Annotated in this window: 21 protein-coding genes, 6 tRNA genes and 1 pseudogene; 2 read left to right on the top strand and 26 right to left on the bottom strand. The window is 29.7% G+C overall.

The window, feature by feature from the left end; all coding sequences use genetic code 11:
* Window positions 1-254: 254 nt before the first annotated feature.
* From JX287_RS04495 to JX287_RS04390, 22 genes are all read right to left on the bottom strand, one after another.
* Window positions 255-980 (bottom strand): zinc metallopeptidase, encoded by a 726-nt coding sequence (locus tag JX287_RS04495; RefSeq protein ID WP_318263724.1) that lies wholly within the window; start codon window positions 978-980, stop codon window positions 255-257.
* A 239-nt stretch (window positions 981-1,219) separates the two neighbouring features.
* Entirely contained in the window at window positions 1,220-2,527 is a 1,308-nt protein-coding gene (gene der / locus JX287_RS04490) for a ribosome biogenesis GTPase Der (RefSeq protein ID WP_048803331.1), read from the bottom strand.
* Between the two features lie 102 nt (window positions 2,528-2,629).
* Window positions 2,630-3,838, bottom strand: a complete 1,209-nt coding sequence (rpsA, locus tag JX287_RS04485; protein ID WP_204642756.1) for a 30S ribosomal protein S1 — start codon at window positions 3,836-3,838, stop codon at window positions 2,630-2,632.
* Window positions 3,839-3,919: 81 nt separating this feature from the next.
* Entirely contained in the window at window positions 3,920-4,651 is a 732-nt protein-coding gene (gene trmD / locus JX287_RS04480) for a tRNA (guanosine(37)-N1)-methyltransferase TrmD (protein WP_204642753.1), read from the bottom strand.
* Window positions 4,651-5,160 (bottom strand): ribosome maturation factor RimM, encoded by a 510-nt coding sequence (gene rimM / locus JX287_RS04475; protein ID WP_204642750.1) that lies wholly within the window; start codon window positions 5,158-5,160, stop codon window positions 4,651-4,653. The genes trmD and rimM overlap by 1 nt, the downstream gene beginning before the upstream one ends.
* 24 nt (window positions 5,161-5,184) lie before the next feature.
* Window positions 5,185-6,744, bottom strand: coding sequence for a PhnE/PtxC family ABC transporter permease (locus JX287_RS04470; RefSeq protein WP_204642748.1), 1,560 nt, complete (start codon window positions 6,742-6,744; stop codon window positions 5,185-5,187).
* Entirely contained in the window at window positions 6,719-7,456 is a 738-nt protein-coding gene (gene phnC, locus JX287_RS04465) for a phosphonate ABC transporter ATP-binding protein (protein WP_204642744.1), read from the bottom strand. Before phnC ends, JX287_RS04470 begins: the two co-directional genes overlap by 26 nt.
* A gap of 214 nt (window positions 7,457-7,670) precedes the next feature.
* A complete protein-coding gene (locus tag JX287_RS04460) occupies window positions 7,671-8,018 on the bottom strand; it encodes a thioredoxin (protein WP_204642729.1) in 348 nt (115 codons plus the stop codon).
* A gap of 149 nt (window positions 8,019-8,167) precedes the next feature.
* Window positions 8,168-8,243 (bottom strand) — tRNA-His (locus JX287_RS04455).
* Window positions 8,244-8,269: 26 nt separating this feature from the next.
* Window positions 8,270-8,342 (bottom strand) — tRNA-Phe (locus JX287_RS04450).
* Window positions 8,343-8,347: 5 nt separating this feature from the next.
* A tRNA-Asp gene (locus JX287_RS04445) sits at window positions 8,348-8,423 on the bottom strand.
* 31 nt (window positions 8,424-8,454) lie between these two features.
* Window positions 8,455-8,529, bottom strand: a tRNA-Glu gene (locus JX287_RS04440).
* 11 nt (window positions 8,530-8,540) lie between these two features.
* A tRNA-Ser gene (locus JX287_RS04435) sits at window positions 8,541-8,628 on the bottom strand.
* Window positions 8,629-8,630: 2 nt separating this feature from the next.
* Window positions 8,631-8,704, bottom strand: a tRNA-Asn gene (locus JX287_RS04430).
* 180 nt (window positions 8,705-8,884) lie between these two features.
* The gene (locus tag JX287_RS04425; RefSeq protein ID WP_204642727.1) at window positions 8,885-9,769 is read right to left on the bottom strand and encodes a phosphate/phosphite/phosphonate ABC transporter substrate-binding protein; all 885 of its coding nucleotides are present in this window, start codon (window positions 9,767-9,769) and stop codon (window positions 8,885-8,887) included.
* 155 nt (window positions 9,770-9,924) lie between these two features.
* Window positions 9,925-10,695: an RNA-binding protein gene (locus JX287_RS04420; protein ID WP_204642724.1), complete on the bottom strand. Its 771-nt coding sequence runs from the start codon at window positions 10,693-10,695 to the stop codon at window positions 9,925-9,927.
* A gap of 4 nt (window positions 10,696-10,699) precedes the next feature.
* Window positions 10,700-10,981 carry a YggT family protein gene (locus JX287_RS04415; RefSeq protein ID WP_204642721.1) on the bottom strand — a complete coding sequence of 94 codons (282 nt, stop codon included), beginning with the start codon at window positions 10,979-10,981 and terminating at the stop codon, window positions 10,700-10,702.
* A 2-nt stretch (window positions 10,982-10,983) separates the two neighbouring features.
* The gene (locus JX287_RS04410; RefSeq protein WP_204642718.1) at window positions 10,984-11,406 is read right to left on the bottom strand and encodes a cell division protein SepF; all 423 of its coding nucleotides are present in this window, start codon (window positions 11,404-11,406) and stop codon (window positions 10,984-10,986) included.
* 226 nt (window positions 11,407-11,632) lie between these two features.
* Entirely contained in the window at window positions 11,633-12,781 is a 1,149-nt protein-coding gene (locus JX287_RS04405) for an AI-2E family transporter (protein ID WP_204642703.1), read from the bottom strand.
* A gap of 20 nt (window positions 12,782-12,801) precedes the next feature.
* Complete coding sequence (locus tag JX287_RS04400) at window positions 12,802-13,008, bottom strand: DUF1146 family protein (protein ID WP_204642700.1); 207 nt, start codon at window positions 13,006-13,008, stop codon at window positions 12,802-12,804.
* Window positions 13,009-13,030: 22 nt separating this feature from the next.
* Window positions 13,031-13,984, bottom strand: a complete 954-nt coding sequence (corA, locus tag JX287_RS04395) for a magnesium/cobalt transporter CorA (protein WP_204642697.1) — start codon at window positions 13,982-13,984, stop codon at window positions 13,031-13,033.
* A 68-nt stretch (window positions 13,985-14,052) separates the two neighbouring features.
* Window positions 14,053-14,808 carry a TrmH family RNA methyltransferase gene (locus tag JX287_RS04390; RefSeq protein ID WP_204642694.1) on the bottom strand — a complete coding sequence of 252 codons (756 nt, stop codon included), beginning with the start codon at window positions 14,806-14,808 and terminating at the stop codon, window positions 14,053-14,055.
* Window positions 14,809-14,929: 121 nt separating this feature from the next.
* Here JX287_RS04390 and JX287_RS04385 point away from each other — a divergent pair, with 121 nt between their 5' ends.
* Complete coding sequence (locus JX287_RS04385) at window positions 14,930-15,316, top strand: rhodanese-like domain-containing protein (protein ID WP_204642691.1); 387 nt, start codon at window positions 14,930-14,932, stop codon at window positions 15,314-15,316.
* Window positions 15,317-15,458: 142 nt separating this feature from the next.
* Window positions 15,459-15,719, top strand: a complete 261-nt coding sequence (locus JX287_RS04380; protein ID WP_204642688.1) for a TM2 domain-containing protein — start codon at window positions 15,459-15,461, stop codon at window positions 15,717-15,719.
* Window positions 15,720-15,825: 106 nt separating this feature from the next.
* On the opposite strand, the gene JX287_RS04375 is transcribed toward JX287_RS04380, so the two are convergent.
* From JX287_RS04375 to dnaG, 4 genes and pseudogenes are all read right to left on the bottom strand, one after another.
* A complete protein-coding gene (locus JX287_RS04375; protein WP_204642685.1) occupies window positions 15,826-17,241 on the bottom strand; it encodes a peptide MFS transporter in 1,416 nt (471 codons plus the stop codon).
* Window positions 17,242-17,700: 459 nt separating this feature from the next.
* Window positions 17,701-18,164, bottom strand: a pseudogene (gene tnpA, locus JX287_RS04370) (IS200/IS605 family transposase).
* Between the two features lie 264 nt (window positions 18,165-18,428).
* Complete coding sequence (gene rpoD, locus JX287_RS04365; protein ID WP_204642682.1) at window positions 18,429-19,514, bottom strand: RNA polymerase sigma factor RpoD; 1,086 nt, start codon at window positions 19,512-19,514, stop codon at window positions 18,429-18,431.
* Window positions 19,515-19,526: 12 nt separating this feature from the next.
* Entirely contained in the window at window positions 19,527-21,320 is a 1,794-nt protein-coding gene (gene dnaG, locus JX287_RS04360) for a DNA primase (RefSeq protein WP_204642680.1), read from the bottom strand.
* Window positions 21,321-21,482 lie beyond the last annotated feature (162 nt).

The raw sequence follows: 21,482 nt of genomic DNA, 5'->3' as shown, positions 1-21,482 counted from the left end.
GTAATTTTAGAGAAATCTATTTTGGCGAGTCTATCCCACAAAGTTTATGAGATATCTGAAAAGTTTTTATAAAGCGAATTTTGGTATCAATTCGCTAGAATGTTTATGAGTCTTAATATAAACTAATTTAAAATTTAGGATTTTTTGTTCAACTCTAATATAAAAAAATAAACGACTAGTAAATCGTGATTTTATAAAAATCTTGACTACTAGCCGTTTTTTATTAGTCTGACCACATTGGTCAAAATTAATTATTAGTCTCTATTACTACTGTTTAATAAAATAAATATGAATCTCAATAGTTCCATTAAAGCAACCATCGCTGCTGCTACATATGTTAATGCTGCTGCAGTTAGAACTTTACGACAGTGTCTGTGTTCTTGATCATCTACGATATTCAAATCAACTACTTGCTCTAAAGCACGTTTTGAAGCATCGAACTCTACTGGTAGTGTTACTACTTGGAATAGTACTGCAAATAGCATAAATCCTACTCCAACCCAAGCAATAGTATAACCAAATTGTCCGATTAATCCTGTTAATAAGAATCCTACCATAATAAGAATAGTTGATAAGTTTCCTCCAAGATTTGCTAATGGTACTAGTGAGTGTCTCCATCTCATTGGTTTGTAGTCTGCTACTTTATCTTGAATAACGTGACCGATTTCATGTGCAGCAATTGCAACTGATGCAACTGTTGGTTGATCATGTACGATTGGTGATAAAACTACAACGTTATTAGTTGGATCATAGTGGTCTGACAATTCAACCTCACCTCTAACTACTCTAACACCTGTAATTCCATTTGCTTGCATTATTATTTCTGCAACTTCTTTTCCAGTTAATCCTGATTTTGTTCTTACTTTTTTATATCTTTCGTATGTTCTTTTTACTTTGAATTGAGCCCATAAAGGGATTAACATAATTAGTAAAAAGTAAAGTATATAACTTCCTGACATTCCATAATATCCTAATGGCATATAGATTACCTCCTAATTAGTAAATTATATAAGTTGAATTATACCATGTTCTAAGTATATTTTCTAGTATTTTGACTAAATTTTACCATTTAATTTAAATGAAAATAATGTGGATTGTTTTCATGTTTCCTTTCATGAAATTATTAACATAAAAGAGCAGTTCTAAAATCATTTTAGAACCACTCTCTTATTGTTTTATTAAGTTAATATTTTAAAATTTGAATAACTAATCTATTCCACTAGTTTCTTTGTCTTGCTAATAGTTTAATAGGAGTTCCTTCAAAGTTAAATGAATCACGAATTCTATTTTCTAAAAATCTCTCATATGAGAAGTGCATAAGTTCTGGATAATTCACGAAGAACACGAATGTTGGTGGATTAATAGCAACTTGTGATGCATAGAAAATATTAAGTCTCTTACCTTTATCTTGTGGAGTTGGATTCATAGAAACTGCATCAACAACAATTTCATTAAGTGTTGAACTTTGAATACGACGTTGTCTATTTTCATATGATTCTTTAATTAATGGGAAGATGTTAAATACACGTTGTTTTGTTTTTGCAGAAACATAAACGATTTTAGCATAGTCTAGATATGCAAAACTATCACGAATTTTTTCTTCAAATTCTTTCATAGTTTTATCGTCTTTTTCAATCGCATCCCATTTGTTAACAACGATGATTACACCTTTTCCAGATTCGTGAGCATATCCGGCTACTTTCTTATCTTGTTCAATAATACCTTCTTCGGCATTAAGAACAACTAAGACGACATCTGAACGTTCAATAGCTTTAAGAGAACGAAGAACTGAATATTTTTCACAACTTTCATATACTTTACCACGTTTTCTAATACCAGCTGTATCGATTACGACATACTCATCTCCATTATGTTTAAAATCAGTATCTATTGCATCTCGTGTTGTTCCAGCGATATCAGAAGCAATTACACGTTCTTCTCCTAAGATAGTGTTGATTAAACTTGATTTACCTACATTAGGACGTCCAATTAGAGAGAATCTAATTTTCTCATCTTCTTCCTCTTCTTCTAGAACTTTAAAGTTTTTACATACTTCATCTAGTAAGTCACCAATACCTAATCCGTGTGATCCTGAAATTGGGAATGGATCTCCAAATCCTAATGAATAGAAATCATAAATCATATGATTCATATCAAAATTATCAATTTTATTAACTGCTAATACTACTGGTTTATCAGTTTTATATAATAATTTTGCAACTTCCTCATCATCACTTGTAACACCATCACGACCATTTGTTAAGAATATAATTACATCGGCTTCATCGATAGCTAGTTCTGCTTGTGCTCTGATTTGTTTTTGGAATGGAGTATCTTCTAACTCAATTCCTCCTGTATCAATCATGAAGAATGAATAGTTTAACCATTCTGCTTTTGAATAAATTCTATCACGTGTAACACCTGCTACATCTTCTACGATAGAAAGTCTATCACCAATAATCTTATTGAAAATTGTAGATTTACCTACATTAGGTCTACCTATTATCGCAACTGTTGGTTTTGCCATTTTTTTACCTCCATATCTATATTTTATTACTTTATCTTTATACCTAAAAAATAAAAGCAATAGACAAGCTATCTACTGCCTTTATTTCTCTATTTTTTCAAATTAAAGTTCGATGTCTTTAAATTTGTCACCTAAACTAAATGAAGTATCTTCATCTTTTAAGTAAGAAGTATCGTATTCTGCTTCTTCTTTAACTTCTTCTTTAACTGGTTTTTCTAAAAGTTCTTTGATTGATAGAGATAATCTTTCGCTTTCGAAATCAAATTCTAATACTTTTACAGTAACTTTGTCACCTTTTTTAAGAACGTCTTCTACGTTTGTTACTCTATCATGAGAAATTTGAGAAATGTGAACTAATCCTTCAACTTCTGGTAAAACTTCTACGAAAGCACCGAATGCAGTTGTGTTACGAACAACTCCTTCCAATACATCACCAGCTTTGATTGTAGCACGAGCTACTTCCCATTGAGTTGGTAATAATGTTTTTGCTGAAAGTGAAATTTTTTCATTTTCTTTATCTACAGCGATAACAGCAACTTTAACTGTATCCCCAACTGAAAGTACGTCAGAAACTTTTTCTACACGAGCGTGAGAAATTTCTGAGATGTGAAGTAATCCGTCAACTTCACCAATGTTTACAAAAGCACCGAAGTCAGTAATACGACTAACTTTACCTTCAATAACATCACCTTCATTAATGTTACCATAAACTTCTGCTAATTTTTTAGCTTTTTCTTCTTCTAAAATTACACGTCTGTTTAAGATAATTTTATTTTTAGATTTATCCACTTCTTCAATTTTGAATGTGTACTCATTTCCTACAAATTTAGATAGGTCTTTTCTAAATTTAGTGTCGATATATGAACCTGGGATAAACGCACGTAATCCTTCTACGTCTGCTAATAATCCACCTTTAGTTTGTCCTGAAACTGTTGCTTGAATTAATTCACCATTTTCGAATTTTTCAATGATTCCTGTCCAAGATAATTCCATTAATTTTTTATATTCAGCATTTTCTAAAATTTTGTGTGATAAATAAATTACACCAGGTACGTCTTCTGATTTTTTTTCACGGTCAGCTCTGATTCCTGTTACTTGAGCTTCTACTTCATCGCCAACTGATAATACTTCTTCAATATTTTCGAATGGTTTTCTTGTAATTTGATTACGTAAAATTACGCAGTCATATTGAGCTCCTGCTACATCAACGTATACTTTATCGTTATCGATTTTAGATACTGTACCAGTTACTTTGTCTCCTTTTTTCAGCATTTCTGAGCTATTTAATAATTCCTCAAATGAAGTTGTCATTACTTCTAATCCTCCTGTGCTTACAATACATACTATATTAATATTATACATCAAAAATACAGTTATGTCATTTATTTTATGTTAATTTTTTAATTCTTTTTTTATTTCATCGAGTAATTTTGATTCCTCTTTACTCAATTCATAGTTATCTAGTAAATCTGGACGTCTTAGATATGTTCTTCGTAGACTTTCTTTTTTTCTGTAAGTTTCTATATTCTTATGATGTCCACTTGTTAACACATCAGGAACTACCATCCCTTTGTAGTCTTTTGGTCTTGTATATTGTGGATATTCTAAAAGACCAGTTGAAAATGAATCATCTTTATGAGATTCTTCTTTCCCTAATACATCTGGTACAAGTCGAGCAATACTATCAACCATAGTCATCGCAGCAAATTCTCCACCAGTTAAGATAAAATCTCCAATCGAAAGTTCATCGGTTACAAGGTATTCTCTAATTCTTTCATCATAACCTTCATAGTGTCCACATATAAAAATTAAATGTTCCTCTTCTGAAAGTTCTTCGGCTTTTTTCTGACTGAATCGCTCCCCTTGAGGGCATAATAAAATTATACGAGTTTTATCCGTTTTATCCAAACTTTCAACAGCATTAAATATCGGCTCTGGTTTTAAGACCATACCTTGACCTCCACCAAATGGATAATCATCTACCTGATTATGCTTATTACCAGAGAATTTACGATAATCGACTATATTTATGTCTAATAACTTATTATCTTTTGCTTTTCCTAAAATTGAATGATTTAATGAGTCAAACATATCTGGGAATAAAGTCAGTATATCAATTTTCATTAGTCAATTAATCCTTCCATAACTTCGATATCTATTTTTTTATTTTCGATATCTATTTTCTTAACTACGTCCTCAATATATGGAATCAAGATTTCTTTACCTTTTTGACCTTTAATCACCCAAACATCATTAGCCCCCGGTGTTAAAATTTCAATAATTTCACCCAATAATTTTCCATTTTCGTCAAACACTTCACATCCAATAATTTCATGGAAGTAAAACTCATTTTCTTCCAACTCTCCAATATTTTCTGAGTCAATTTTAATTTGCAGATTTTTAAGTTTTTCAGCTTCTTCAATCGAGTCAATTCCAACAAACTTCACTAAAAGGTTGTTTTTATGAGTTCTATAGCTTTCCACAGTCACTTCTTTTACAACTTGATTACCACGTGTTATTAATAATTCAGTGCCTTTTTCAAAGCGTTGCTCTTCAAAATCTGTAGATGAAATTACTTTTACTTCTCCTTTCAATGAGTGCGTATTTACAATTTTTCCTACTTTTAAACGCATTTAATCCTCCTATGTGCTTTTATACTATTTTTTAACTTTCATTCTAATTAAATATGATATATTTTCTATAATGATTATCGAAAGTGATAACCCAATTAATAATGTTGAAATTCTATTCCAATTCCTATATTCTATATTATTTACAAGTAAATGTCCAATTCCACCTGCTCCAACCATACCTAGTATCGTAGAATTTTTAATATTCGATTCAAATCTATACAACACTATAGTAACAAATTCAGGGAAATATCCATTAAATATTATTTTTATATAACTAATGAAACTTCCAAGACCTAGACTCTTCGTCATTAAAAGCACATTAGTATTTATCCCTTCTAGAACCTCATTATACATTTTTGTCATTACACCAACTGTATAAATGTATAATGCGAAAAAGCTACTGATTGCCCCTGGTCCAAATCCTCTAAAGAATATTAAGGCTACTATTATTGGAGGGAATGTTCTTAGTATATTTATAAAAATTTTCATGCTTAACGCCTTATATTTACCAAATAAATTAACCGATGATAAATATGAAGTAAATATTGCCGTTACCGCAGCAAAAATCGTAGCACTAAAAGCTATTTCTATACTTATCATTAACTCGGCGAACATCTTTGGTACATATGCTAGATCAGGATTTATAATTCCATTTCCCAGTACTCTTAACTGTTTTAGTCCTATTAAAAATCTTTCTTGAGTAATAGTAATATATTTAGTGACATACAGAATACTACCAACTAGAACTATAGGCGTAACAACTTTAATAATATTTTTTCTAAAGATGAATTTATCAAAAGTTAATTGTGAAGAGTTACTATAATTCCTAAAAAAGTAACTCACTAAATCGATAAAAAATATTAGAATTACTAGAGTAAGTATAATTATTGAGACTCTATCATATCTCAAATGATTCAGCTCTTGCCACAATCTTTGACCTATTCCACCTGCTCCTACTAATCCTAGAACACTCGCTCCACGAATACTAGACTCTAATGTTAGGAAATAAACCGAAATTACTTGAGGTTTCAAATTAGAAAGAATTGCATTTTTATATATAATAAATTTTGAACTTCCTAGTGATTCCATTGCCTCTAGCTGTTTAATCTCTACTTCTTCTGCATACTCCTTAAGCAATTTAGAAGCTGTAAGGAAATTAATTAAATAAATACTTACAAATCCACTAAACACACCTGTACTAAATAAACTAACAAGAATAGCCGCAATAATTAGAAAAGGTATTATTCTAAAAATAGAAAATACAGCACTAAATAATTTAGGTATTATTTTCAATTTAAAAAGTACATTTGTCAATATCGGTAAAAATAATAACGCTGTAAATAAAGATAATATTGATGAAAACAAAGCAATATTTATAGTTTCAATTATAGGTTGTTTTAGTTCTCCTAAAATAGTAAAATCAATAGGATACATACGACCTAATAAATTTTGTATTCTTTTAAATCCTACTGAAAAAGTCTTAGCATCATATTGCATATTAGCAATCAGAAATATACATATTACAAATATCCCCGCTAATATTTTATTTATATGTTTTTTAATTATAAAGTTCTTCAAATTCATCTTCAGTCACCATAGCAGAATCTTTATAAAATAAAACTTTTCCGTCTTTCAATCCTAAAATTTTTGTACTATATTTTTTTGCAAGATTTACATCATGTAAGTTAATTAAAACAGTAATTCCATTTTTTTCATTCAACTTTTTAAATGTATCCATAATTAATGTAGTATTTTTTTCATCTAAACTACTTACAGGCTCGTCAGCTAACAATATTGTTGGATTTTGAGCGAGAGCTTTAGCTATTGCAACACGCTGTTTTTGCCCTCCAGATAAGTACTTAGATTTTTTAAACGCTTCTTCTTCTAATCCAACCTGTTTTAAATATCCTACACCTTCAATATACTCTTTTTTTGTATATCCAAGTAATAAACCAAGAGCTGACTTATTTACTAAATAAGGAGTTAAGACATTTTCAACTGTATAAAGATTATCAAGAACATTGTAATCTTGGAAGATAAAAGCAATTTTTCTTCTAATAAGTTTCAATTTCTTTTTATTAAAATTTATTATATTCTCACCTGCAATATTAATTTCTCCAGATTTAGGTTTATTCAATAGATTCAAGCAACGCAGTAAAGTTGATTTACCTGCACCACTCTTTCCTACTACAGCTACAAATTCCCCTTTTTCAACGTTGAACGAAATATCATTCAAAATATTTTTTACTCCATAATTAAAAACTAAGTTTTTAACTTCTAACTTTTCACTTTTCACTCAATCACCTCATTATCATATAATGAATTTTAAAATAAACTAATAAATACTTTAGCAAAATTTTATAACTACTATTATATCATTTAAAACGTTTTTTTTCAGTATTTTACATTTAAAATTTATACAATATATTTACCATGAATTTTTATAATAATTGATTATTGTAGCTTATAAAATAATAAACTCGCCTACCTTAAATAGACGAGTTGAATTATTATTTAATAAATGATGTAATTTCTTCTACAGATAAACTAGAATCACATACAACTTTAACTTCACCAGCTTCAGCAACTAATAAACCTGGTACTGTTCTAACTGAATATTTTTCACGTAATGACTCTATTCCTAATGCATCAGAAAAATCTTCAGAGTTAATGAAGAATGCTTCTACGTTATTAGAAACAACTACTTCACTAATTTTTGGCATAAATCTTCTACAGAATGGGCATGATGATCTACCAATAAATAGTACAAATTTTTCTTTTGATTCAATTTTTTCAAATGCAGTTTTTGAATCAGTTACTTTAAAGTTTTCTAAATCTTGTTCGAATGTTTTTTCCATGTTGTTTTATCTCCTTGAGTTTATAGGTTTAATTTTACTCTTATTTTTTAAAAATTTCTATTTTTTTGCTTACAAACTTTAAAATTCAATATTATATAGAAAAAAGAAGTAATGTATTTCTACACTACTCCTTTGCTAAATTCAAAAAATGGGGCGGCTGAGGGGAATCGAACCCCCGAATGTCGGAACCACAATCCGATGCGTTAACCACTTCGCCACAGCCGCCAAAATATTAAGTTTAAATAAAAAAATGCCTTGAGACAGAGTCGAACTGCCGACACATGGAGCTTCAATCCATTGCTCTACCAACTGAGCTATCAAGGCAAAAATGGCGGTCCCGACGGGAATCGAACCCGCGATCTCCTGCGTGACAGGCAGGCGTGATAACCGCTACACCACGGGACCTAACTCTTATTCTCAATGTATTTAATTCAAATGGTGACCCGTACGGGATTCGAACCCGTGTTACCGCCGTGAAAGGGCGGTGTCTTAACCACTTGACCAACGGGCCAATAAAAAAAACGGAGCAGGAGGGATTTGAACCCTCGCGCCGGTTTCCCGACCTACACCCTTAGCAGGGGCGCCTCTTCAGCCTCTTGAGTACTACTCCAACTCCACAGGCAGGACTCGAACCTGCGACCCTCTGATTAACAGTCAGATGCTACTACCAACTGAGCTACTGTGGATAAATATTTGTGTTCCTAACGAACAATATTTATTATACAAAAGTATTAACATAATGTCAATACTTTTGTATAACTTTTTTTATCTTTTCGTTTTTCAACTTTAGAATCACTTATTATTACAGCTTTTAGTATATCCAACACTTTCTTTACTGAGCATTAATAATCTCCAAAATATTAACTTTATTTTACTTTATTTAAATCAATATTCATTTTTTCAGAGATTCTTACTATCGCTTTATATGCATCATTATTTGGTTCTTCAAATCCTGTAATACTAAATAAATTTGTTAAAATTTGTATTGTTTCTTTATCATTTTGAATATCTAATAATGCCTGTTTTATTTTTTTCTGTGTTTCTTCATCTAAGTTATTAGAAGCTACCACTGTTACCCCTGGTATTAATTCACTTTTTGCGATTGGTGTTACATCTTCTTTTAGCGTAGGAAACTCTTTTGTATATTTTCTAATTACATTTTCATAACTGGCTACTGCATCAACATCTTTATTCAGTAACAATTGTAAACTTTTATCATGCCCCCCACTAAATTGATATTTGATGTCTTTATCTAAGTCTATGCCAGCTTCTTTTAACATTGCACCAGCATAAATGTAACCAGATGCAGAAGATGGATCAACAAAGGCAATTTTTTTACCTTTTAAATCAGATAAGTTTTTAATATTAGAATCTTTTCTTACGAAAACTTCAGCAAAGTATCCAGGTTTTCCACTCGTACTTCTTCCTACAAGTAAATTTTTTGTATTACTTTGTTTATTAGATAAAACAGCTGAAAATGGTGGTACTAGTCCGAAGTCAACACTACCACTACCGATACCTTCTATCACCCCTATATAACTGCTTGCTGTAAATACCTCTACCTTCATTCCTAGTTTATTTCCTAAGGCTTTTGCAAATGGCGTCAAATCATCTACGAGCTTTTCACTATTACTACTAGGTACTACACCAAGTTTTAACACTTTTTCTTCTTTTGTTGAACTTTTCTGAGAACAACCAATTAAAGAAAACACCAATAGAACAGAAAAAATAGTTAATAATATTTTTTTCATTTTACTTACCTCTTAATATATGTGTAAATTTAATTTATATCATTGAGTATACCACAATATTTTTATTAACAAAATGAAAACGCTCAAGTTTTGTAATAAAAAAAGATGACTCAATAGCTTACGTTTAAACCGAATCTATTGAGTCAACATTAATTTTAAACTAATTTTGAGATTGTTATTCTAAATTTTAAGCTCTTTTTATTTTGTTTATACTCTTTTACTACAAATCTTCCATACTTTCTAATAGATATTACATCTTCTAAAGCACAGTTTTTTTCTCCATTTTTCATAATTACATAGTTTAACTTTATGAAATCTTGTTCTAAAAATTCTTTAACCTTGCTACGAGATTTATTAGTAATTTTAGCTACTATTGAATCTAGTCTGAATGATGAACTAACGATTTCAAAATCCTCATATTTCTTTTCTATAGAAACATCTGTAAGATCAACTCTTTCAAAGTTTAAGTTTACTCTTCCTGCTTTTGTGAATTCCATTGCGATAACATCGGCAATTTCCTCATCAACAAAAATATAAACTTCATTTTCAAGAACAATAATATCTCCAAACCTATTAAAATTAATCCCCAGATTATGAATTGCTCCTAGTATATTTCTATGTTCAACCTTATTGAATTTGTTATTAAGTTTAGCTTTAAGACAAACAATATCATAATCTACATCATAATATTCATTAGAAATGATTTTTGCTTTTTTTCTCTCTGCACCATTAAAACCACCAAAAAATTCAATTTTAAAATCACTATAATTATATGCAACTATACGATCTAAAATAACCTGTTCGAAATTTGTAAGAAATTTCGTAACAGTATTCCTATTTTCTACAAAACTTATAGTTTGTAAAAGCTTTTCAGCTACTTCTTTTTCTTCAGTAGACGCATGTTGTAAAAAACTTAATTTTTTCATAGCACTAAACTACTTTAAATAATAATACTTTTATTAAGTTTTCTATGACACCTAATACAATAAGTGCTGCTACAGGTGAAATATCTAACATACCTAATGGTGGAATTATTTTCCTAAAAACTTTTAGATATGGCTCACAGATTGTCTCTAAAAATTCTACAATGAAATTATTTTTTAATTGTGGTACCCATGAAGTTAAAATATACGCTAGCATACTATATTCATAAAAATTAAATAGATATGTAATGAATTTATATACCCAAAAATACTCTGTTATATTTAACAAAATTAATACTCTCCTTCATAAAAGTCTCCTGATACTTCAACTCCATTAGGAACGCAAAGGTAGATATCTTCACCTATAGTTTTTAATCTTGCACCAAGAGCATAGATTCCTCCAGATATAAAATCTAATAATCTATCAGATGTTTCTACATCTAATTTACTTAAATTAATAATAACTACTTTGTTACGTTTTATATCATCTACGATATCTTTACTATCTGCAAAAACTAAAGGTTCTGTCAGTATTACATTATTTGTTCTTCCAGTTGGTTGATTTTGAACGCTTGGTTTACTTTGCACTTGATTCTCCTTTTTAACAACTCTTGGTTTGGGTTGTTCCTGTCTTACTTCTTCTCTTTCTACTACTTCATCCTCAAAATCATCTTCATTAACGAATAAATTATTGAATTTTTTCATCATACTCATATTCTCAAACCTCAACTTACTTATATTTAACTATATTATTATAGCATATTTCTAGCGTTTTTGAAAATGATTTACTAAGTATTTGTTTTTTATTTTAAAAATATTAATAATATTTCAAAATATAGTAATTGTATTTCATAGTCAATTCTTTTCAATACTAAGTCTCTATTTCTACGAAGTTTACAAATCAAAAAGCCTTAGAGTTTTATACTCTAAAGCCTTTATTTTATCCGTAAAATTTATCATATCTTTCTTTAATTGAATGTAATAATTTTGAAATTAATACTTTTAATATTGAATAAACAGGTATTCCTAGAATTGCACCTACAACTCCCGATATGTTAACACCTACTAAAATTACAAAAATAACTGTAAGAGGATGCATATTCATACTTCTTCCCATTATATTAGGAGAGACAATATTTCCTTCTAGGAATTGTACGATACCCCAAACTACTAACATCTTAACTACCATAACCCAACTTGTAGATGCTGCAACTAGCATAGCAGGAGTTATAGCAATAACGGGTCCAAGATAAGGTACTATACTTAAAAATGCTGCTATTGTGGCAAGTGAAAATGCATAATGTAATCCTATAACGTTATATCCTATAAACAACATCCCGCCTATACAAAGCGACACTAACATCTGACCTTGGATATACGATCCTACCTTATCATCAATTTCATCAATGGTCTCAGCAACTGGATTTTCAAATTTTTCCGGTAATAAACTTATCACAAACTTATTAAATTGTGATGCGTCTTTTAATAAGAAAAATAGAACAAAAGGCATAGTTACTAGTACTGATGCTGTTGAAGAAATAGATGAGACTATTCCTTGAGCTACAGATGTAGCGATAGATATCAGCCTCTCACTAATCTTAGAAACATTTAAATTTGTATTCACATACTCTACTACTACTTGAACATAAGCATTATCTGAGTATTCTTCCAAATATCCTTTTACAATTTCAATATATCTTGGTAGAGCTGTAATCAAGTTTTGTGTTTGTTCTACAATGATTGGCACCACTCCAATAATAACGATAAGTATCGTAATTACACCAACTAAAATTGCAAGTAAACTTGCTGAAAATCTTGAAATTTTCTTAGAAAAGAAATTCACAAGTGGATTTAACATATAATAAAATACATATGCTACTATTATCGGCGTGATTATACTAGATACTATCGTATTTATTGGTGTAAAAATATACGATATTTCTGTATAAAGATAAATAGCGATTCCTAAAAGAATAACTATTAATAGTATATAGATTATAAATTTACCTCCGATAAAAGCTAATAATTTATCTTCTCGAGATTTCTCTAATTTTGATTCTCTTTTATTTTTTTCTAATTCTTTATCCATACAATTTCCTTTCTATTAAATTATCTAACAATACTTAAAGATAACTCATAAATTGTGGTAATTGTCATATAAGCAAGATACCCCAATGCAAGGGCTACTATGCTAACAAATACTTTAATTTCTCTAGTACTATTTTTCTTAAAAAATTTCCCAAAATCTATTCGTATTAAAGAAAAATTTGCAAGTAATATCATAATAAATAACACTGTTAATTTGAAAATACTCATTAAATCCTCCTCAATTAATATACTATTTAAACATATCAAGCCAACCTTTTTTCTTGAAGAACCAAAGCATTCCTAGTGCAATTGCAAACATTATTGCGACTACTAAAAAATAACCATAATGCCAGTCTAACTCTGGCATATTTTTAAAATTCATACCATACCATCCAACTATGAAGGTTAACGGAAGGAATATTGTAGATATAACCGTTAAGGTCATCATTATATTGTTTGATTTCAACGAGTTATAGGTCATAAAGTTTTCACGAATATCACTTGCTAATTCACGATTAGCTTCAATAATCTCCGTTTGTTGAACAAGGTCATCATATATATCGTGGAAATACTTTCTATCATTATCTGTCATCTCAACACGACGAGAAACTAAAAATCTATGAATAAGTTCTCGAGTCGGTAATAATCCTCGTCTAAGCTTTAACAAATCACTTCGAAGATCAAATACCTCATCCATTATCTTACTTCCTGAAGTGTATGAGTCTGTTTCTTCTATTTCATCAAGACGATTTTCGATTTTTGAAATTATAGGTATGTATCCTTCTACAATTTCTGAAACAAGCATATGCATTACATGTAAAGGTGAATATTCTGCACCACGTTGTAAAATTTTGGGTATAATCTTATTAACATAACGTATATGTGAGAGGTGAAACGTTACGATATAATTTTTTCCAACAAACATATTTAATGTTTCATAATCATCATCAATATTTTTTAAAACATGAGACACTAAGAATATTTGTTGTCTTGTAATTTCAATTTTCGGTCTTTGTAAAAGTGTCAAACAGTCTTCTATTAAAAGTTCGTGGAACTTGAAGAATGTTGATAGCAAATTGATTTCACTACGCGTTGGAGCATCAAAATCAACCCAAAACCATGCTATATCCTGATCTTTAAGTCTTTCTAAACTAACATCAGTAAGTATGTTTCCTTTTTTATCTACTGCTATAGTTTTTAACATTAGATTTCACCTCTCTCATTATTTTCACAATTACAATAATACCACACTTATAATAAATAGTAAATTTATTATTTTAAATTAGAAGAAATATAATGCATCACAATACCCGCAGCTATTGAGACATTCAAGCTCTCCGCTTTACCAGGCATTGATATTTTAAGTAAATTATTTACTTTATCTAAAATTTCTTCACTTACTCCAGCACCTTCATTACCAAATATTACTGCAACATTTCCTGTAATATTATTTAATTGTTCTATATATTTATCAGCTTTTAAACTTGTTGCATAAACACTAAAGTCTGTCATTTTTTCTAGTAAATCCACTAGTTCAATATTATCAAAACAATCTATATGGAAATTACTTCCTTGTGTACTTCTAATAACCTTTTGTCCATATAGGCTCGTTGTGCCTTTCCCAAGGATTATACAATCAAAAGCAAATGCATCAGCAGTTCTGATAATAGTACCTAAATTCCCTGGATCTTGAACCTTGTCTAGAATAAGAACTTTCTTATATTTTTTAATATCTAGTTCTTTTTTTTCTATATTACATACCCCTATTATTCCTTGTGTAGTTATAGTATCAGATAAATGTTTCATTACACTGTTTGCAACTTTAGTAACTTCTCCATCAAAAGCATCCATCAGACTATACTCTTCAAAGTCTTCTGAAATCACCATCTCGTCAACTACGCCTACTTTCATAGCCTCTTCAACAAGATGCTTACCTTCTATTAGATACTTTCCATATTTTTTTATATTTTTATTTTCTTTTAATTTTTGTATGTCTTTAATTTTCTTATTACTAACTGATGTAATCATTTTTTCTCCAATAAATTTATTTTGTACTTTTAGCATTCATAATAATTATAAACAATATTGAAGAAATATTCAAATTATGATATAATTCATTTACAGATATTACAATAAAAAGGAGTTCATTATGTCATCATTTTTACTATCAACAATAGTTTTAGTGGTTGTTTTAGGAGCAGTTGGACTTTTTAATTATTTTAGATTAAAAGGTGCTGTAACAAAACTTCCTTATGAAGAATTTAGAAAAAATCTTAGAAAAGTTCAATTAATTGACGTTAGAGAAAAAGAAGATTTCAAATACGCTCACATCAATGGAGCTCGTAACATGCCATCTTCTCAATTCAATTTCCTTTACACATCTTTAAGAAAAGACCAACCTATTTATCTTTGCGATAAAAATGGAACATTAGCCCCACGTGCAGCTTTAACTCTTAAAAAACATGGTTACAAAAATGTCTACATGTTAAAAAACGGTCTTCAAGATTGGAAAGAAAATCTTAAAACTAAAAGATAATAGATTAGTACTTAATTTAATCTCGATGAAGATTATTAAGTACTTTTTTATTTCAACAATTTAAATTTTATGAGCATCCTCTGTTGTATCCTATATTTTTTGTGGTATTATATGCATAACTAATCCAAATGTAGGTCAATTTATGACTAAATATTACTATGATCTTAATATGAACCGTGGATATATTCCAGGAAGATATGTTAACAAAGTTGTATATCTCCTAATTACATTCTTCTTAGGAGATTTTGGAATTCAATATTTTTATATTGGTAAAAATTTTAAAGGAATACTGTGTCTATTATTTTGTTGGACATTTATACCATCAATAATAGCTGTTTTCTCATTTATAATTACACTATTTAAGCCAGCTAATAAACATGGTGATATTTTTATCCATTATTAGATATTAATTTTAAATGGTACATAAATATTAAGATAACAATAAACTCAAGGCTATCACATCTGTAACAGCCTTGAGTTTATTATTATTATCTATTTTAAATTATTAATTAAGCTTCTTTTGCTTCAGCTTCAGCCATTGCTTTTGCTTCTTCTTCTAATTTATCAATATGCATAAATTTGTTTAAGTATCCTTTAAGAAGAACTAATATAGCACCTAGAACAATTACTACCCCTCCGATGTATGTGAATACTTGAGTATAGTTTAATTGAACTGTTAATTTAGCTAAGTATCCTGAGATAATGTTAGCTAATGAGAATGTTAGGTACCAAATACCCATTGCTAATGAAGCGTATTTTGCTGGAGCAAGTTTATTGAACATTGCCATTCCGATTGGAGATAAGAATAATTCCCCAACTGTTAATAATACATATGTTAAAAGAACATACATGATGTTAATTTTCATTCCGCTTTCAACATCACCATTGATTGTATTTAACCCTAATACCATTACTACGAAAGCTAATCCTGAAATTATCATTCCTAGACCCATTTTAGTACCTGTATCTAAGTCACCGCGTTTTGTTTTACTTAATTTAACCCAGAATGCACCAAACACTGGAGCTAAGATTGCACATAATAGACCATTGAATGATACTAACCAAGGTGTTGGGACTGTCCATCCGAAGATATGTCTATCTACTGCTTTTTGAGTCAAGATAGCAAATGATGTTTGAGTTTGGAACCAAGCTGCCCAGAATAATGTTGAGAATACAAACATTACTGCCATAGCTTTCATTCTATCCATATCAATTTTCGTTAATGGATGGTTAACAGATTTTTTAGCAGCTTTACTTGCTGTTGGGTATTTACCTTTATCTTTTAACCAAGTAGGAGCAAAGAATGCGAATACTGCAAATTGTAAGAATGCAAGTGCAGCAGCAGCTAAGAATCCAACACGATATCCATAAGAAACAATTTTTCCATCATTAGCAATATTAGCAAACCAACTATCTGTAATTAATCCGAATACTATTGGCCCAAATAAACTACCAATGTTAATCGCCATGTAGAAGATACTATATGCTGCATCTTTCATCGTAACTTGGTCACGTTCATAAAGTGCACCAACTATAGCACTAATGTTACCTTTACCAATACCTGCTGCAACTAGTAAAAGAATTAAACTTGAAATTACTGTCCATAATTCACTAGTTGAAAAGTATAAAGCAATATAACCTATACAACTAAATAATGTCCCCAAGATAATAGATTTTTGAAGACCTAGGTATTTATCGGCTAACCAACCACCAATAAGAGCCATCATATATCCTGCAGCAGCATAGTAACCGTATAAAGTTACCGCAAATCCTTTTTCAAGACCTAATCCACCTTCTGCAGTTCCTGTTGTGAAGAACAGAATCATGAACCCGATGATACCATAAGCATAAAAGTTTTGTATAACAGTTGTTAAATTTACTAAATGAAGACCTTTGGGATGTTTCATTTTTTCTTTTTTTTCCATAACATTTTCCTCCTTAATTTATTATCGTTATGTATTTACAATTACATTATATACTAAGCTTTTATAAAAATCAATTTATTTCTGAAATGTTGCGTTAGCGACAATTTTACACCATAAATATATTTTCCTATTTTTAAAATTTTATGTACTATAACAGTAAAATGATACGTGATTATTTTACTGTTATTCTTTTATTATTTTATAATACGTAAAGTTGAATTCAAATGATAAATTATATCGATTACATTAAAAAAATGTTAAAAAAATTTATCTCTTAGTTTCAACAGATATATATTTTAAAATAGAAATTTCTCATAAAATAATGACCACCCCTGAAAAGGGGTGGTTTTCTCTTCGGGTATAACCCTTTGTTACTAACACGCACCTCAAGGCGCTGGCTTTCACATTCGTTCAAGCCCTATTGTATTTTGACGCCCACCATCCGTTAAACGGGGTTATCTATTTTTTCTTATCTCCAAATGGATTTGTATATTCTTTTGTTGTCAGTTTGTCTATCGCAATGTCATGCGATTCTTGTTCTCTGATATATTTTCTTATTGTACTTTCATTCAATCCTACAGTACTTACATAGTATCCTTCTGCCCAAAACTTTCTATTTCCGTATCTGTATTTCAAGTTTGAATGCATATCAAATATCATTAATGAATTTTTCCCTTTCAGATATCCCATAAAACTTGATACACTATATTTTGGCGGTATTGATAGTAGCAAATGTATATGATCTGGCATTATATGTCCCTCTATTATTTCTACACCTTTATACTTACATAATCTCTTTATTATACCTACTATACCCGTTTATATTGATTAAATTCTATTTTTTGTCTATAATTAGGTGTAAATACAATATGGTATTTACACAACCACTTTGTATGCGATAAACTAATATGTTTATTTGACATAATTAAAATCATCCTTTCTTTATTTTAGAGCTTGAACTACTCTTATTTTATCAAGAAAGGATGATTTTTCAATTGTTTAACTTGTATCTCGCACCCGCTTAGCGGGTGTTTTTTTATTTTGGAGACTTCGCCTCCTTAACTGGCTAAAGCCTTTAATAAAAAGACAGTCTTCAGACTGCCTTTTTACTGTTATAATAATTTCTTTAAATACTATCCATTGCCATTATTATAAGTTTAATCTATATGAATCAATTCAATTAAACATTATTCCATGAACCCTTTTAATTTATTAAGTTTAGATGGATGTTTTAATTTTCTGATTGCTTTTGCTTCGATTTGACGAATACGTTCACGTGTTACACCAAATGCACTACCTACTTCTTCTAGAGTGTGAGTCTTACCATCTTTTAGACCAAAACGTAATTTTAATACATTTTCTTCACGATCAGTAAGTGTTTCTAATATTTCTTCTAGTTGTTCTTTTAGTAGTTCATTTGCTGCATGTTCAACTGGAGATTGCGCTTCTTTATCTTCGATAAAATCTCCTAAATGTGAATCGTCTTCTTCACCAATAGGTGTTTCTAATGATACTGGTTCTTGAGCTATTTTTAATATTTCTCGTACTTTTTCTGGAGTCATATTCATTTTTTTAGCGATTTCTTCTGGTTTAGGTTCACGTCCTAAATCTTGAAGTAATTGTCTTTGAATACGAATCAGACGGTTAATTGTTTCAACCATGTGAACAGGGATACGAATTGTTCTAGCTTGGTCAGCAATAGCACGAGTAATTGCTTGACGAATCCACCATGTTGCATATGTTGAAAATTTGAATCCTTTTGAGTAATCGAATTTTTCAACAGCTTTAATTAATCCCATATTCCCTTCTTGAATTAAGTCTAGGAATAACATTCCACGTCCAACATAGCGTTTTGCAATACTTACTACAAGACGTAAGTTAGCTTCAGCTAAGTCTTTTTTAGCTTGTTCTTTTTCCGCTTCTGTTCCTGTTTCAATAATTTTAGAAAGTTCTAATTCTTTTTCTTTTGATAATAAAGGAACTTTACCAATTTCTTTTAAATACATTCTTACAGGGTCATTTGTTCTGATTCCCACTGGAACTGATAAATCTTCTAAATCTAATTCCTCTTCCTCTTCTTCTACATGATTTGCATTAATTAAAATAATATCTTCATTATTTAACTCTTCATAAAAATCATCCATCGCTTCTGAAGAAATGTCTAATTTTGATAATGCATCTACAATCTCTTCTTGAGTTAATTCACCCTGTTTTTTACCCTTTTCTAACAATTCTTTTTTTATTGTTTCAAAATCTTTTGCTTTCTTAGCCATGTTCTTCTCCTTCTATTTCTTATACTTTTTCAACTGTGACAGTAATTCTTTTTGAGTTTCCACATCCATTTCTTGAATTGCAACCCTAAGCCTGTCTTTTATCTCTTCTAATGTAATTTGATTATCTGAAAAATACTTGATATAGTCGCTTACAACCTCCACAGTTGGATTTTCTTCCATTAGAAAATCTGTTTCATCAATATAAGTTGCAAGTCTGACAACCTCATCATCTTCAATACTATGAATGAATTTATGAATATGAAACTCAAGATTATTATTATAATAAATAACTAAGTAATCCATAAGATTCACAAATACTTCTTGTGGGAAATTGCATTTCTCTAGATCATTGTATTTTTCAATAAACAATGCCCTATCTACAAAAAAGTATTTAAACAACTTACACACTTTTTTGTCATAATTTGTTACTCTAAACAACTGTTCTGGACTAGTTGGTGCTACCCATTCTACAGCCGCTTGTTTTCTTTTCACATTCACTTGACCTAATTCTCTAAGAAGAACTTGTCGTTCGATTCCGAACTCCTCTGCCAAATTAGTAAGCAATATGTATCTTAATGATTCATCTTCTATAAAAGCAATATTTTTAAGTAATTCATTTTTATAGATGATTCTTTGTTCAATATTACTTTTGGAATCATTTTTACAATATTCAATTTTATAATTAATAAAGTGCTCTTTATTATTTTTCACATAATTTATCGCATCAAAATCTTGATTTTTAGAATTTTTATCTGATAAAAATTCATCTAAATCTTTAGCTCCAGAAAATTTTAATTTATAGACATTATCTGTTATCTGGATAATCCTATTCCCAATTTCTATCTGTGCTTTTGAACCAGCCTCATCATTGTCTAAACTTAATGTGACCTTCTTCACAAGTGATAAAATCTCTTTTAATTTATTATTGTCTATATTAGTTCCCATCAAAGCAACAGCATTCTTTATTCCGTTTTGATGAGCTTTAATAACATCCATATAACCTTCACATAATATTACTTCATTCTCTTTAGCTATAAAAGCTCGTGCATCCGAGAAGTTATATAAGACTGTTCTTTTTTCAAAAATTTTCGTTTCATGCGTATTGTAGTATTTCGCAACACTTTTGTCCGTAGACATAGTTCTACCCGAAAATGCTACAACCTGATTTTGATTATTCTTTATAGGAAACATTACTCTGTCTTTAAATACATCATAATAAATACCATTTTCATTTTTTTTTCCTAACAGTCCCGCTTCAACCATTAAATCTAAACTAATTTGATTAGAATTAAAAAAGTTTAACGCTATATTATTATCACGAGGAGCATAACCAAGATTAAAATGTTTAATAACATCAATGCTAAGTCCCCTATCCAATAAGTAATTAAGTGCTTCTTCAGCCTCTTTTGTATTTAGTAAAATATAGTTATAATAATCTGCTAAAAGCATGTGCCCATAATACATTATGTCCAGCTCATTATTCAAATCGTAATTAGCTTCTAAATTAACTTTTGACTCTATATTCAGTCCTAACCTTGCTCCAAGCTTTACGATCGCCTGATTATATGTAATATTTTCAATTAGCGAAACAAATTGGAAAATATTTCCACCTTTACCACATCCAAAACAATGGGCTATTTTTTTCTCTGGAGAAACAGTAAACGATGGTGTTTTCTCATTATGAAACGGACATAAACCTAAATAATTTTGTCCTCTTTTTTCTAATTTGACATATTCACTAACTAGACTAACTATATCAATATTATCAAATATATAGTCAATGTCTTGTTTAGATATTTTTGCCACCTTATTCCTCCTCTTCCTCAATTTACCATTAAAAATAAATGAATAGATTATTTCCCAACACTAATTATAACATAAACAAAAGTATTTTAATAGACTTTGGTAAAATATTTATATTATCCCAATAACCTCATTTCTCATTTCAAACACAATATTATATTATTT

This window comes from Gemella haemolysans (assembly GCF_901873445.1).
Classification (GTDB): Bacteria; Bacillota; Bacilli; order Staphylococcales; family Gemellaceae; genus Gemella; species Gemella haemolysans_C.
The sequence above is the reverse complement of the archived record's forward strand: the minus strand, read 5'-3'. Positions and strand labels throughout refer to the sequence as shown.